At 43.8% G+C, this 14,765-nt stretch carries 15 protein-coding genes; 4 read left to right on the forward strand and 11 right to left on the reverse strand.

Going from position 1 to position 14,765, the window contains the following annotated elements; all coding sequences use genetic code 11:
- Positions 1-5 precede the first annotated feature (5 nt).
- The 7 genes from JU57_RS02570 to mobB form a co-directional block, all read right to left on the reverse strand.
- Complete coding sequence (locus tag JU57_RS02570) at positions 6-584, reverse strand: DJ-1/PfpI family protein (RefSeq protein ID WP_037956582.1); 579 nt, start codon at positions 582-584, stop codon at positions 6-8.
- Positions 585-587: 3 nt separating this feature from the next.
- Positions 588-1,007: an rRNA maturation RNase YbeY gene (gene ybeY / locus JU57_RS02575; protein ID WP_037956583.1), complete on the reverse strand. Its 420-nt coding sequence runs from the start codon at positions 1,005-1,007 to the stop codon at positions 588-590.
- Positions 1,008-1,018: 11 nt separating this feature from the next.
- Positions 1,019-2,023 carry a hypothetical protein gene (locus tag JU57_RS02580; RefSeq protein ID WP_037956584.1) on the reverse strand — a complete coding sequence of 335 codons (1,005 nt, stop codon included), beginning with the start codon at positions 2,021-2,023 and terminating at the stop codon, positions 1,019-1,021.
- Complete coding sequence (gene metG, locus JU57_RS02585; protein ID WP_037956585.1) at positions 2,020-3,960, reverse strand: methionine--tRNA ligase; 1,941 nt, start codon at positions 3,958-3,960, stop codon at positions 2,020-2,022. The genes JU57_RS02580 and metG overlap by 4 nt, the downstream gene beginning before the upstream one ends.
- Before the next feature lie 148 nt (positions 3,961-4,108).
- Positions 4,109-4,306, reverse strand: a complete 198-nt coding sequence (locus JU57_RS02590) for a hypothetical protein (RefSeq protein ID WP_037956586.1) — start codon at positions 4,304-4,306, stop codon at positions 4,109-4,111.
- The gene (locus JU57_RS02595) at positions 4,299-5,135 is read right to left on the reverse strand and encodes a class 1 fructose-bisphosphatase (protein ID WP_037956589.1); all 837 of its coding nucleotides are present in this window, start codon (positions 5,133-5,135) and stop codon (positions 4,299-4,301) included. The genes JU57_RS02590 and JU57_RS02595 overlap by 8 nt, the downstream gene beginning before the upstream one ends.
- A 1-nt stretch (position 5,136) precedes the next feature.
- Positions 5,137-5,634 carry a molybdopterin-guanine dinucleotide biosynthesis protein B gene (gene mobB, locus JU57_RS02600; RefSeq protein WP_037956591.1) on the reverse strand — a complete coding sequence of 166 codons (498 nt, stop codon included), beginning with the start codon at positions 5,632-5,634 and terminating at the stop codon, positions 5,137-5,139.
- Between the two features lie 109 nt (positions 5,635-5,743).
- Here mobB and JU57_RS02605 point away from each other — a divergent pair, with 109 nt between their 5' ends.
- Entirely contained in the window at positions 5,744-6,220 is a 477-nt protein-coding gene (locus JU57_RS02605; protein WP_037956593.1) for a hypothetical protein, read from the forward strand.
- Here the strand turns inward: JU57_RS02605 and JU57_RS02610 are convergent.
- From JU57_RS02610 to JU57_RS02625, 4 genes are read right to left on the reverse strand one after another with little or no spacing between them, the layout of a single operon-like run.
- A complete protein-coding gene (locus tag JU57_RS02610; RefSeq protein ID WP_037956595.1) occupies positions 6,162-7,805 on the reverse strand; it encodes a lytic transglycosylase domain-containing protein in 1,644 nt (547 codons plus the stop codon). The genes JU57_RS02605 and JU57_RS02610 overlap by 59 nt on opposite strands.
- Positions 7,795-8,091, reverse strand: coding sequence for a YggT family protein (locus JU57_RS02615; protein WP_294875444.1), 297 nt, complete (start codon positions 8,089-8,091; stop codon positions 7,795-7,797). Before JU57_RS02615 ends, JU57_RS02610 begins: the two co-directional genes overlap by 11 nt.
- The gene (locus JU57_RS02620; RefSeq protein ID WP_037956597.1) at positions 8,088-9,275 is read right to left on the reverse strand and encodes a glutamate--tRNA ligase family protein; all 1,188 of its coding nucleotides are present in this window, start codon (positions 9,273-9,275) and stop codon (positions 8,088-8,090) included. Before JU57_RS02620 ends, JU57_RS02615 begins: the two co-directional genes overlap by 4 nt.
- Complete coding sequence (locus JU57_RS02625) at positions 9,268-11,520, reverse strand: glutamine--tRNA ligase/YqeY domain fusion protein (protein ID WP_037956600.1); 2,253 nt, start codon at positions 11,518-11,520, stop codon at positions 9,268-9,270. The genes JU57_RS02620 and JU57_RS02625 overlap by 8 nt, the downstream gene beginning before the upstream one ends.
- A gap of 159 nt (positions 11,521-11,679) precedes the next feature.
- On the opposite strand from JU57_RS02625, the gene JU57_RS02630 reads away from it, so the two are divergent.
- The 3 genes from JU57_RS02630 (at position 11,680) to nrfA (ending at position 14,695) form a co-directional block, all read left to right on the forward strand.
- Positions 11,680-12,318, forward strand: coding sequence for a Crp/Fnr family transcriptional regulator (locus JU57_RS02630; protein WP_037956602.1), 639 nt, complete (start codon positions 11,680-11,682; stop codon positions 12,316-12,318).
- Positions 12,319-12,505: 187 nt separating this feature from the next.
- Positions 12,506-13,039 carry a cytochrome c nitrite reductase small subunit gene (gene nrfH, locus JU57_RS02635; RefSeq protein WP_037956603.1) on the forward strand — a complete coding sequence of 178 codons (534 nt, stop codon included), beginning with the start codon at positions 12,506-12,508 and terminating at the stop codon, positions 13,037-13,039.
- Positions 13,040-13,162: 123 nt separating this feature from the next.
- Positions 13,163-14,695, forward strand: a complete 1,533-nt coding sequence (gene nrfA, locus JU57_RS02640; protein ID WP_037956605.1) for an ammonia-forming cytochrome c nitrite reductase — start codon at positions 13,163-13,165, stop codon at positions 14,693-14,695.
- Positions 14,696-14,765: the final 70 nt, after the last annotated feature.

Below are 14,765 nucleotides of genomic sequence, written 5' to 3' on the forward strand. Positions count from 1 at the left end.
AACGTTTAAAGCTTATTCACATCGATCTCATACTCTATTTTCTCTGCCACTTCTTGCGCGAGAGTGACACCAAACAGTTCACGCAAAAGGTAAAATCCAAGCTCTAATCCTGAACTTACCCCTGCGGCGGTGATGATCTTTCCATCGTGTACGACTTTAGAAGAGACGACATTGACGCCATACGCGGCTAATTCATCAAAAGCGCTGTGGTACGTTGTTACCTCTTTGCCTAAAAGCAGACCCGCTTCGGCTAGAAAAAAAGCGCCGGTGCAGACAGAGGTAAGATAAGTCGTTTTGCTCTGATGTGCTTCTATGAAAGTGCGCATTGAAGGCTTTTTCATCCACTCAATGCGACCTTGACCTCCGGGGAAAAGCAAAATATCTAAAGCTGGAGCACTCTCAAAACTCGCATCGGGCAAGATTTTAAGACCATTAAATGCTTGCACAGGCTCTAAATTGGGGGCGATGAGTAGCACGTTGGTGCTCTCGGGTACTATTTTATTGATGTAACTCAGAACCTCAAAAGGGGCAACAAAATCAAGCTCTTCGACATTGGGAAAAATAACAATACCAATGGTAATCATGACCTAATCCTCCGTACGAACAATTAAACTCTTCGGTAAATGATACTGCGTTATCCATGATGTTTCCATCTCACGCATCTGTCCGCTGTCCACTTCATGATCAAACCCTAAAAGATGCAACATGCCGTGAATGAACAAAAGGGTGATCTCCTCTTCCACGCTATGCCCTAACTCTTTGGCTTTTTGCGCTGCAAGTTCATGGTTAATGACGATGGAACCCAGTGGTGCGTGCGGAAAATCATCAATAGGAAAGCTCAGCACATCGGTGGTTTTATCCATCCCTCGATGCTCTAAATTAAGCGTTTGCATGCTTGCACTATCAATGATCAAAAGCTCTACCTCTTTGGGCGTATGCTCTGTGCAAATCTGCTCTAACAGCTTTACATGTAAAGGAATGTCGAATTCGTTTTCGATGAGTAACATACCATCTCCTTTTAAAACAGGCTGGGTTGGGTGGTAAATGTTTTGATAAACAGAGGCTCACATGCCTCTTTATCGCTTAAAATCAGAGCGTACTGAAACGATTTTTCACTTAAAATACGCAACTCTTCTATCTGCTCAAAGCGGAGGATTTCACCTTCAAAATCAAAATGTGTTTGAATATTCTTAGGCAAGCAAAGCATCAGAGGTGACGTCATAGTGTGTGTTTTAAGATACGCTATTAAGGAGGGAATCAACGCAGGCAATGGCTCAAAAATAAGCGCTTTATCGCTGCTTCCAAACTCTTTTTTACACAGTGCATGCGTGATAAATTGTGGGTAAAAATGCTCACAAAACCCAAGATGCTCCAAACTGTACGCAATGGCATGGGTATCGCAAAAGTCAAGTAAGCAGAGCAGTTCCTCCACAAAAAGCGAGGGAATTTTTTGATCGGCATAGTAGCGCTCGTTGTGCCAAAAAGAGCTGAGAAACAGCCCTTTTGCCATCACAGTAGGCTTTACATGTAACGTGATTTCAACCTTTTTAGAGGCAGGTGCGATTTGCTGTGCAAGGGCTGGATTGCTCAAGCCAAAACGCTCGTCCTCTTTCGCACCCAGAATGGTTTTAACGATGGCAAAAAGATCATTGCGTAGGCGTTTGATGGTGCGAGGCGTTTGAATCATCTCCAAAAATGCTTCTTGCACAGGAGAAAGTAAAATGATGTCGAGCGATTTTTGCGTGATTGTGTAGCGTAAAAGTTTAATAAGGATTTGATCGATTGAACTCACTTCAATCCACGCGCACTCTTCATCTTCATTGGCAAACGAAAGGGTGGTCACAATGGCGTAAGCGCCTTTTTCAAGCGCTTGGTGGATCAGCTCACGTGACGCCGTGGTGTCGATAAAAAGATCGCCATGCGAGACGCGCGCACTCTCAAGTGCAATGGAAGCAAACGCATCAATGGGAGGTGTTGTTCTAAGCTTCCCATCAATGATGCGTACAAAGTTGTCTATCTTCATCCAATTGAAGCGCCACTCTGGCGAGGATGCTCAGGGCGAACCAAACAGAGCCCCTCTTTATCTTTGGCGGCAAGGAGCATGCCTTGGCTGAGCAGCCCTTTGATCGTGGCAGGCTTCAAGTTCGCAACCACGCACACTTGGGTGTTGATAAGCTCTTCAGGCGTGTAATACTCACGAATTCCTGCGACAATTTGACGAGGTTCGGCTTCACCTAGATCGACTTTGAGTTTTAATAGACGGTCACTTCCCTCTAAAATGCTTGCCTCTAAAATCGTGCCCACTTTTAAAGCGGTTGCAAAAAATTGATCAATCGTAATAATAGACTCATTTTTTGTCTCTTTCTTCTCTTTTTTGGCAGGTTGTTGTGGTGCAACCACGGGTGCCGTTTCCGCAGGTTGCGCCATCAACTCTTCTTCGATGCGTGGGAAAAGTGGTGGTACTTTTTCGATTGTAAATTCATCTAAAAAGGTCTTGCGCACAACGATTTTGTCATAGCTTGCGGTGTTGATCTCAAAGCCCATTGCTTTGGTGATCGTCATAGTCGTTTTGGGCATGACAGGGTGCAAAAGTATGGAAACACGCGCTAAGATGTTCGAAACAAGGGCGACAAGTGCGAGTGCTTGCTCTGTTTTTCCCTCTTTGATTTTGACCCACGGTTCATGCACGGTAATCGCTTGATTGGCGATGCTAAGCACTTTCCAAAGCTCTTCAAGGTAACGGTTGGTTTGAAGCTCTAAGAGGTTGTTTTCGACATTTTTTAAGATCTCATCCACAGCACTTAGTTCGTTCTCATGAAAGGTCGTGACATCCTTGGAGTTAATGACGCCATTGCTGTATTTGCCGCTCATGCCGATGATGCGGTTGAGCAGGTTTCCAAGCTCATTGCCCAGATCGGAATTGATGCGGTCCATCAAGGCTTTTTGGCTAAAGTCACCATCTTGCCCAAAAGGCACTTCGCGAAGCATAAAGTATCGAAAATTCTCCAAACCATAGGCATCGGCAACCTCTTTAGGGTTAACGACATTGCCTTTACTTTTGCTCATTTTCTCACCATTGCGCGTCCACCAACCGTGTGCGGCGACGTGTTTTGGAAGAGCCAAACCAAGGCTCATCAAAAAGGCTGGCCAGTAGATGGCATGGAAGCGAAGAATGTCTTTGCCCACTAAGTGCATTGTTGCGGGCCAAAAGTCCATATTTTTTTCATCAGTGCCATACCCCAGTGCGGTTGTGTAGTTTAAAAGGGCGTCCAACCAGACATACATGACGTGTTTGTCATCGTTCATCGAAGCGGGCAATTTTACGCCCCAATCAAAGCTTGTACGCGTGATCGAGAGATCACGAAGTCCTTGTTTGACAAAGCTAATCACTTCGTTTTTTTTGCCTCGTGGAAGCACGCATTTCTCATCGTTGTTATACCATTTGATAAGCTCTTCTTGGTATTTGGAAAGTTTAAAGAAGTAGCTCTCTTCTTTGACCAAACGAGTCAGTTTACCACAATCAGGGCATTTGTCCTCATCGACCAGTTGCGTGTCCGTAAAAAAAGTCTCACAGCTCACACAGTAGTGTCCTTCATATTCGCCTTTGTAGATGTCGCCTTTGTCAAACATCACTTGAAACGCTTTTTGAACCCCTGCTTTATGTTCGGCGTCCGTTGTGCGGATAAATTTGTCATAACTGATCTCAAACTCATCCCAAAGAGTGCGAAACTTTCCACTGATCTCATCAGCATACGCTTGAGGTGTTTTGTTGCGTAATTTCGCAGCCTCTTCGATCTTTTGACCGTGTTCGTCGGTGCCTGTTAAAAAGTATGTCTCGTAACCTTTCAAACGGTAATAGCGCGCCATCGTATCAGCGATGATCGTTGTGTATGCATGTCCGATATGAGGGACATCGTTAACATAGTAGATTGGGGTGGTAATGTAGGCTTTTTGGGACATCGTTTTTCCTATTAAAAATGAATTAGAGTTCTTACCAAATATAGTTTGAAAGAACAATGTAAAGCACCAAAGGTGCGAGGGCTCTCTGCCGAAGAGAACCCAGTGTTAACGTAGTTTTTAAAGCTTTGCTTTAAAGACGTGACAAGGATTAAAACTCAAATCCGCCACCGTGTCCTTTTGCCATACTTTCGTAAACGGCTTTGACATAGGTTTTGCGGATTTCACACTCAAACATTTTTTCGCAGTCACTGCAGGTTACAAGATTTTTCTCTTGTTGACACGCTTGCAGTACGGCTTTTTTCTCTTGCAAATCTTGTTCGTAAATGTCACTAACGTCACTACTCATAGCACTTCCGAACGCGTTCTATCTCTGTTGTCGAGCCAAAGAAACACGGTGTCGTATCGTGTGGATGCGAAGGAGTAAGGTCAAGGACTCTTCCTTTGCCATCAATCGCTGCCCCCCCGGCTTTTTCGTACACAAACGCAAATGGGAACACTTCAAAAATCATGCGCAGTTTGCCTTTGGGCAGATCGCTCGTTGCTGGGTAGGAAAAGAGACCGCCACCTTTGAGAAGAATCTGATGTAAATCAGGCACCATACCCCCCGAATAGCGTAAACGGTACCCATCGGCGAAGATCGCATCGATGAGGGCTTTATGCTTGGGTTCCCAACACATTTGGGTTGAACCTGGAGCATTTAGCTTGCCTTTTTCTCCCAGTTGAATCACTTTGATAAAGACAAATTCACCGCGTTTGTTCAAACGGTACATCTTAACATCAACTTCTGCAATAACCAGCTCAACACGTGGTCCATAGACCACATAGACAGCCGCTTTAAGATGCTTTCCTGCATAACCACCTTCGTAAATGCCAAAGATGGAACCGACACTGAGGTTAACATCAATCAGGCTTGAACCGTCTAATGGATCATACCCCACACCGTAAATGCCGTTTACATGTAAAGGTGTTTTGTCCGCTTTCTCTTCGCTGACGATCTCTTTGATCGAAGCCACTTTGGCAAACTCCTCTTCGATGATGAGATCGCTTTTGATGTCCAGTTTGAGTTGGGTGTCGCCGGTGGAGTTGATGTTTTCCGAGTAGCCGGTATCGTCAAACTCAATGGCTTCACGGATGCGTATGGCGGAACGTTTGATGGCTTCGTAAATTTCCTGCATGTTATTTCACTTTCTTAGCATTTTTTTCTATCCAAGCAACGACTTGCTCGGGGTTATTGAGATCTAAAATCGCAATATGGGAAGGAAGGTCATAATCACTGAGCGTAATGCTCTCATCAATCGCAATCGCGTCAGAACAGTCAAAATAGTCCACGTCCAGTTTGTTACGAAAAATCGCAATGCGCGGAAGGGGTAACGTTTTAAGCCCTTCGACCAATAAAAAATCAAAGGCTCCAACCATGTCGATGATCTCATCCAAACTTTTGTGACGTTTGGAAAAAAGCGTCGTACGTGTCGGAGAGGTGATCACGACTTCAGCGCCCGTTTGCGAAAATTTCCAGCTATCTTTGCCTTCCACATCGAAGATCGCTTTATCGCTTGGGTCATTTTTAATGATCGCAAGGGCATGTTCACTTTTAAGAATGTTCGCCACTTTGAGGATCAGCGTTGTTTTTCCGCTATCCGAAGGTCCCGTAAATGCAACAGCTAAGGATTTCATTTTTTCCTGCTTTTTATGTTATTATCGTGCTAATATAAAAAATTATAGCAAAAAAAGATTTAGCTTTTGATGAGTTGATCTGCGTGAGTGCTAAGTATGAGGAATGATAATGCGATATATTGCAATGACTTTAATAGTGTTTTTAATCTCGGGATGTGCTTCCAAATTGAGCGAAAATGAAAGCGAAAAGACCTTGGATTATGGAATGGCAAACTCGAAAAAGATTGAGATTAAAAACTCTGAAACCTCTAAAACTTTTGTGCTCATCACTTACCTTAACCCCATTCAGCACGAACTTATAACGCAAGAGAGCGAAAAATTTGTCGTCGGAACCTACAAAGCGACAGGCGATGGTGCCTTTGATAAAGCTATCCTCTCAAAGTTTAAAGTCAATGGAAGCGATGCAAATCTAAGCATCACTCCTCTGTCTCAAGATGCTCCGATACTCAAACTGATCTCAACGTCAAACGCTTGGACCAACTACGTGTTAGTCCAAGCACCCAAAACGGATGAGATCAAGATGGAAATTAGTTTCGAAAACGATCAGTCACAGAGGGTATCAACAACATTTCGAAAAGATTTTTGATCGACACCTCTTCGCCTAAAAGATGGCGGTAGACGACGTAATTGGCCAGTACTTTTTTGCCATACTCTCGACTCTCTTCGTTGATCATGCGCTCCATGCTTAAAAACGGCTCATACGCACCTTGTGAAAATGCTCCTGCTTGGAGATGTTTTTTGGTAAATCCCATACCGCCATTATACGCGTACGCTACAAAGAGTGGGTGCATAAGATTTCGCTCTAAAAAATTGAGATGAAGATTTCCAAAGAGATACGCCATCCGAGGATCAAACATCATAGCGATTGAAAATGCGTCAAGTTTCTCTTTTTTGGCAATGTCGCGTGCGACAAAAGGCATAAATTGCATCATGCCAAGAGCATACGACGTGGAGACGACTGAGGGAATAAAACGGCTCTCTTGGCGCGCGATGGAGAGCATCAAGGCTTGGCGATGAATGGAATAACTTGCAATCTCTTCAGGGTAGGGAATCGGGTAGTAGTTTTTGGCATAACGTGTGGCACGTTCCATCAGATAGCTGTAATGCGGCAAGGTATTGGCGTATTTGAAGCTTTGTGCCAAGGTCTCGACCTCTTGGGAGCTCATGTGATAGACTTTATTCATCACCTTAATCCATGCAAACGGATCGCTCACATTAAACGTCGGATGCGTGCCTTCTAAAACCGGTGAGACGATGTTTTGCATCGGGCGACCGAGTTGTTCGTAGGCATAGAGTGAATAGATATTGATCTCACTGTCTTGTAGAATGCGCTCTAAAAAGCGAGCATCTTTGGTGACTAAATAGAGCCAAAAAAGCGCTTTGTCTTTCTCTTCGCCCTTGGTTGCGCGCTCATTTGAAAGCTCAAAAAAGGTGAGTGCTTGCTCTTTTTCGTCGTATTTAAGGGCATTGAGACCCATATAAAAAAGCGCTTTAGCGTTTACATGTAAAGACGGGCTTACATGTAACAAGGAGCGTTGCACATTTTCGAGTTTATCGTTTTGAACAACATTGTAAGCAAATGGGTTGAACTTGACCGATTGGGAAAGTCTGTCCATCTGCTCTTTGGGAATAATCTGTTGATTGAAAATAGCCGCTTTATACGCGGTGATACTGCCGTTAAAAAGGGTTAAAAAGGTGTTGGCGTCGCTGCTAAGTGCTGCTTCATACACGTTGTCATTTTCCATTAAGGTGATGAGGTTCACCAGCTCTTTGTTCTGTTTGAGGCGCGGTTTGATGAGTTTGAGCTGCCCTTTTGCCAACGAGGTGACTTTGGCGATGTTGATGCCCATATTGAGGCATTCATCATCTTCTTTCATCAATGCACTCACATCAAGGCCAATACATTTGGAGATTTTTTTATACTCCACGTTGTCCATTTTTTTCGCAAAGAGGTGGAAAAAACGAATGTTCATCGTATGCACCATCCCAAAGAGCGCTTTGGCTTCTTTGGGGGTGGCGGCATCGCTTTGGAGGTACTCGTAGATGTAAAAATCTTTCGCAAGACTGCGTGGTTTATCATCAAAAAAAGCAAAATTGACAGGTTCGTCTGCAAACAGGTCAATGCAAATACAAAGGCAAAAGAGAAGGCCTGGAAAAAATTTATAAAGCATTGGCAAGCGCAAACAGAAGTTTGACCGCAAAAAGATCGACAAATTGGAGTGTCAAAATGACAATCAATGGCGCAAGGTCGATGCCGCCAATTAGGGTTGGAACCCATTTACGAATCAACGCGTACACGGGATTGGTGAGCCGAAAAAGAATCTGCACAATCGGATTGTACGGATCAGGGCGCACAAAGGTAATAAGTGCAGCGATGATGACGACCCAAATATAAATGTTAATGAGGGTGTGTAAAATATTGGCAAATGCTTCAATAAATGTTGCTAAAACGATCATCTAACAATCTCCTTAAGGTAGTTTTTAATCAGTGGATATAAAAGGGCAAGATCAAGCCCCGTGTCAGCGCCTGTGAGCCAAAAACGAAGGGGTTTTAAAAACGGTTCGCCTTCAAGCCCACTTTTTTCTGCCAAATAGGTTTTAAAATCATCAAATGCTTCAAAATAGGGCGCATTTAAAATGAGTTCTTGAAGTAGTTTACTCTCTTTTTCAAATGCTGCGTCAAACGCTTTTTTTGCAAAAAGTGCATCTACTTTTTGTTTGATCGCATACGTCGTACTGACTTCTTCTGTGTAGAGTTTTGCCAGCTTTCCGATGTTTTCACAGGCGTACCCGATGCGTTTTGAAAGCTCCATATCGGGGATGCGCTTGATATGCTCGACATTGATAAAACGCAGTTTATCGATCTCAAAAGGCGCAGGTGATGGTGAAATTGTTTTGATGTCAAACCACGCAATCGCCTCTTCAAGCGTGAAAATTTCCGTTGGTGTAGGATTGCTCAACAGGAGAAGATAGTTCACAATCGCTTCAGGCATAAACCCTTGGTCCAAAAGTCCTTTAACGTCGCTTTCATCCTCGTTGCATAGAAGGGAAGGCACATGCGTGTAGTGCATCGCTTGGTCGTAGCCTATGGATTGGCGGATATGCTCCTCTTTAGGGGTATTAGCTTCTTGCTCATTTTCCCGAATGATCATGGTAACGCCTTGAAGCATATCATCACACGCACACGCAAACGTGTAGGTTGGGTATTTGTGGGTGCTCATAATCACAAAGTGATCCGAGACAGTATCGCATTTTTTCATGCGAATCACAAATGAGTTGGGATTGTTTATCACCTCTTCGGAACTCAAATGCTCACAGGCACCAACACATGGAGATGTCTCGTCTTTTTGGGGACAAAAACAGATAAAAGCCTTTTTTGTGTCCAAAAGCGTGGAGGCAAATTGGAGATGGTATTTGAAGTTGCTACTTTGATAGTAAAGCTGTGAATAATCAATGCCAAAAAGCCCTAACATCTCTAAAATCTCTTGGTCTTTGCCTTCGATCGTACGTGCCTTATCGCCATCTTCAATGCGTACGATCAGTGGCTCATCCGCTTGTTTGGCGCAGATATAATTGATTAAGGCAATTCTGAGGTCATTGATGCTCATATTGCCTGTGGGAGAAGGCGCAAATCTATACATGTTTCAACATCTCGCTTACAAGCTCGTTGACCACGGTTGGGTTGGCTTTTCCACCACTGTTTTTAAGCACTTGTCCCACAAAAAAGCCAAAAAGATTGGTATTGCCTGCTTTGTATTTCGCCACATTGTCAGGATTTTTGGCAATGACTTCATCAATCATAGGCTTTAATTTCTCAGGATCACTGATTTGTGTCAGCCCTTTGGCTTCAACGATGGCTTTTGGATTGTCCCCAGATGTAGCCATCTCTTCAAAGACTTGTTTCGCAATTTTAGTGGAAATCGTTCCCTCATCGATCATTGTGACAAGCTCGGCGATCTCTTTGGCGCTAAATTTTAAGGGTGCTTCCTGTTTGAGTTCTCTTGACACTTCATTGGCGACGATGTTTGCAAGACTGATGGGACTGTTTACATGTAAAAGTGTTTCCTCGTAAAAATGGGCTAGCACAGCATCGCGCGCTAGGATATTGGCGATTTCATGGTTGAGCCCAAGCTTTTTCGTGTAGCTATCAAAATATGCTTGCTCCGATTCACTCATAGGGGCGGCAACTCCCTCCACGATGGAGGGCTTTTTCGCTTCTGTTTTGGGTGTCGATGGCGCTACTTCTGCCTTTTTAGCCCACGAATCTTTTAGCCCTACGATTTTATTGAACACAGGCAAATCATCGGTGTAATCAATCGGATCTGCGTAAAAATAGCCTTGTCTCTCAAACTGAAATCTCACATCCGGTTTTTCACTGATAACGGCAGGTTCAACAAACGCATTTTGGATTACATGTAAAGAATCAGGATTGAGATCTTCTAAGCCATCAGGTGCTTCGTTAGAGTACAACCGCTCATAGAGTCTGACTTCAACTTTATGCGCATGTTTGGCACTGACCCAGTGAATGGCGCTTTTCGTTTTAATATTACTCGTGTCTTCGCCACTTTTGGAGTTGGGATGATACGCTGCTTTGAGTTCTATGATGGTGCCACTCGCATCTTTCACGATCTCTTTACATGTAAGAATGTACGCATGTTTCAGTCGCACGGGTTGAGTGGGTGTTAAGCGGTAGTAATCTGCTGGAGGATTTTCACTAAAATCATCGCGTTCGATGTAAATTTCACGCGCAAAAGGGAGTTTACGTGAGCCCTCTTTGGGGACATCGTGCGGATAGTAAGAAGCGTCAATCGCTTCTTCGCCCTCATAATTTTCGATGGTCACTTTAAGTGGATCAAGCACGCACATCACGCGCGGTACTTTTTGATTTAAATCGTCACGGATGCAAAATTCCAGCTGCGCCACATCGACCATGGAGTTGGCTTTAGCGATGCCGATTTGGTCGCAAAAATTGAGGATAGATTCGGGTGTGTAGCCTCTTCGTTTGTAGCCTGCGATGGTCGGTAATCGAGGGTCATCCCAGCCATTGACATAACCACCATTGACGAGTTCTAAGAGCTTTCGTTTGCTCATTACGGTGTAGTTGATGCCAAGGCGTGCAAACTCATTTTGGTACGGGCGAGGGAGTTTTAATTCAAGTTCGTCTAAAACCCAGTCGTAAATATCACGGTTGTTCTCAAACTCAAGGGTGCAGATCGAGTGCGTCACACCTTCGATGTAGTCGGATAAACAGTGCGCAAAGTCATACATCGGGTAGATGCACCACTCATCGCCGGTTCTAAAATGATGGGCGTGACGGATGCGGTATAAAAGCGGATCGCGCATTTTCATATTGGCAGCGCTCATGTCGATTTTGGCGCGTAAAACGTGTTCGCCATCTTTAAACTCACCGTTTTTCATGCGCGCTAAAAGGTCTAAATTTTCTTCAATGCTACGATTCGCATAAACGCTTCGACGACCTGCTTCTTTGATCGTGCCACGGTATTCGCGTATCTCTTCTTCATTGAGACTATCCACATAGGCTTTGCCCATTGTGACCAGTTGGACGGCATACTCGTAAATTTTGGGGAAATAATCCGATGCAAAGCGTACCTGACCTTCCCACGTAAAGCCAAGCCATGTGACCGCATCTTTAAGCGCTTCCACATAGCGCATGTCTTCGGTCGTTGGGTTCGTGTCGTCCATTCGGAGGTTACAATGCCCGTGGTAATCACGCGCAATGCCAAAATTGATACAAATAGACTTAGCATGTCCAATGTGGGGAAATCCATTAGGCTCTGGCGGAAATCGCGTAATGACTTTCGTGTACTTTCCGCTCCTTAAGTCCTCTTCCACAATGGTGCGTAAAAAATCTTTGCTCTCACTCATTTTCTTCAAACCTTTTTGATTGATAACTCTTAGTTATTTGTATTTTACCATTTCGTGTATTAATTAACCCAAAAGCGTCAAATGCTTTTGGCTTTCCCTAAAGAATCTCTAATTGTTATTTGGTTACGATAGACTCAATCAGAACGTAAGGATGAGTCGATGGATCGTATTCGCACCATTTCAATTTTTTCAAAACTCAATGACGCACAGCTTGAAAAGCTTAAAAAAATTTCGGTCATCAAAAAGTTTAGTGCCAAAGAGATTTTGTTCTACGAAGGCGATGCTCCCATCTATCTTTATGTACTGCTTCAAGGAACGCTCAAAGTCTACAAAACTAACCACAAAGGACAACAGATCTTCTTGCATCAGTTTTATCCCGGTGGTTTGGTGGCGGAGTTGGCAAATTTTGAGAACATTCTTTACCCTGCAACCGCGGAGTTTATGAGTGAGAGTGAAGTGCTTCGCATTGACTACAAGGCGTTGGAGCATGATTTTTTTAAAAATCCTGACATTTCGTTTGAGATCATCAAATCCCTCATTGCTAAGCATAAAATTTTGATTGATGTGATTCAAAAAGAGGTGATTTTGACCGCCGATGCCAAAGTGGCAAAGTTTATCTTGGACAATGGGGAACTCTTTAAAACACTCAAAAATACCCAAGTCGCTTCCATTCTTAACCTGACTCCCGAAACACTCTCCCGCACGCTTTCTAAGTTTAAATCCTCAGGATTTATCGAGCTTGATGACAAGCATCATATTCACGTACTAGACGCGCAAAAATTAGAAGAAGTCTTATAGCCTTATTTACATTTCATTGACATAGGTCAAGGTTTTTTTTCGCCTTTCTTTATACAATACCCCATAGCTTTCACTAGATTATTAGATTCAATTCAAATTAATAATTAGGAGGTTTTGGTTTTGGTTCGGGTTAGGCGTTGTTGCTTTACATGTAAATCAAGCAACACAGAACATCAAAGGAGGAAATGTGAAAAAGAGTAATTTCCTAAAGTACGCGGCACTCTTTGTTTTTGTCGTAGCCATCGGCTTTTTTGCTTACGTGGTTCACGCATCCAAAGCGCTGTCGTATCTCTCCAGTGATCCAAAAGCCTGTATCAACTGTCACGTCATGAATACGCAATACGCAACATGGCAACACAGTTCACACGCTGAACGAGCTGGGTGTATCGATTGTCACTTACCACGCGATAATATGGTCAACAAATACATTGCCAAAGCGCGCGATGGGTATAACCATAGTGTTGCATTTACGTTCAATACGTACAAAAATGCGATTAAGATCAGTGACGATGGTGCGAAGAGAGTTCAGGAGAATTGTATTTCGTGTCATGCAAGTTTAACCTCACAAATGGTTAAAAATGCCGATGCCAATCACAATTATGACGATCCAAGTGTCGCTACAGGTAGACGCTGTTGGGAGTGTCATAAAGGCGTGCCACACGGCAAAGTCAGAGGTCTTACCACGACACCGAATAATTTGGGTGTTAAAGAAGTCCAATAGCTTTATTTTTGAAGCGCAATAAAAAGAGTTCTGCCTCAAAGAGGCAAGCTTTAGTGCATAGCGCAGCGTAGCTTTAAGAGCTTTGCTTTTAAAGCGTGTAAAAATAGAAAAGGAAGGTACAAAATGAATAAGTTCAAAGTATTACTGGTTGGCTCATTGGTTGCTATCGGCGCAATGGCATTATTGGCTGGCAATATCACAGAAAAAGAGAAAGAAAGAGTCGAACTTGCTAAAGCGCCAAGCCAAGCAGGCATCGAGGGCAAAGCCAAAAGCGAAGAGTGGGCAAAGTACTATCCACGTCAGTTTGATTCTTGGAAGAAAACCAAAGAGAGCGATAACATTGAAGATATGCTGGCTAAAAAACCGTACCTTGCGGTTGCGTGGGCAGGATATGCGTTTTCAAAAGATTACAATGCGCCACGAGGGCATTACTACGCGGTTCAAGACAATGTAAACTCTCTTCGAACGGGCGCTCCTGTGGATGCTAAAACAGGTCCGTTGCCAACGGCGTGTTGGACATGTAAATCCCCCGACGTTCCTCGTTTGATCGAAGAAGATGGTGAGCTAGAGTATTACACGGGTAAATGGGCAAAGTATGGTTCACAAGTAGTCAACTCCATCGGTTGCGCAACGTGCCACGATGACAAAACAGCGCAGTTAAGCGTTCGTGTTCCTCATCTCAATCGTGGTCTTGTCGCAGCTGGACTTAAAAGCTTTGAAGAGTCTACGCACCAAGAGAAACGCTCTTTGGTCTGTGCGCAATGTCACGTAGAGTACTACTTCAAAAAGACAGAGTGGAAAGATGCGAAAGATGTGAACAAAACCGCGATGGTGGTGACCCTTCCGTATGCTAAAGGTCTCAGCGTTGAATCGATGGAAAAATACTACGATGAGATCAACTTCTCTGACTGGGTTCATGGCATCTCTAAAACACCGATGATCAAAGCGCAACACCCAGACTGGGAGCTTTGGAGAACGGGAATTCATGGACAAAAAGGCGTTTCATGTGCGGATTGTCACATGCCGTACACGCAAGAGGGTTCGGTGAAGTATTCCGATCACCAAATTGGAAATCCACTGAAAAATATGGATAAAAGTTGTATGAACTGCCACAGAGAGAGCGAAGATAAATTAAGAGGCATCGTTCAACAAAAAGTCGAGCGCAAAGACTTCATGATGGACATCGCGTTTGACAACATCGCTAAAGCTCACATCGAGACGGGAAAAGCGATGGAAGTGGGTGCAAGTGATGATGAACTTAAAGAGATCAGAACACTCATTCGTCATGCTCAATGGAGAGGCGATATGGCGATTGCGGGTCATGGTGCATTTTTCCATGCTCCTGAAGAGGTTCTAAGACTTTTAGGATCCGCCAACGAGCAAGCACAACAAGCACGTCTAAAACTGGTCAGCGTTCTTGCCAAACATGGTGTTATGGACTACGTCGCACCTGATTTTGACACGAAAGAGAAAGCACAAAAAATCGCTAAAGTCGATATGCCAGCATTGATCGCTGAAAAGCTTAAATTTAAAGAGACTCTAGAGAAAGAGTGGAAAAAAGAGGCATCTGCTAAAGGCAGACTCGCTCCAAATTCCGTCGCTCTTGATCCTGCAGTCGATAGCAAATCTTCTTACTTCGATAAAAACAAGAAGTAAACTTCATTCCGAAGAGAGGGAAACCTCTCTTCGTGTATGCTATACTTAAACTGCCAATACCGTGGCATCT

The organism is Sulfurospirillum sp. SCADC (assembly GCF_000743525.1).
Classification (GTDB): Bacteria; Campylobacterota; Campylobacteria; order Campylobacterales; family Sulfurospirillaceae; genus Sulfurospirillum.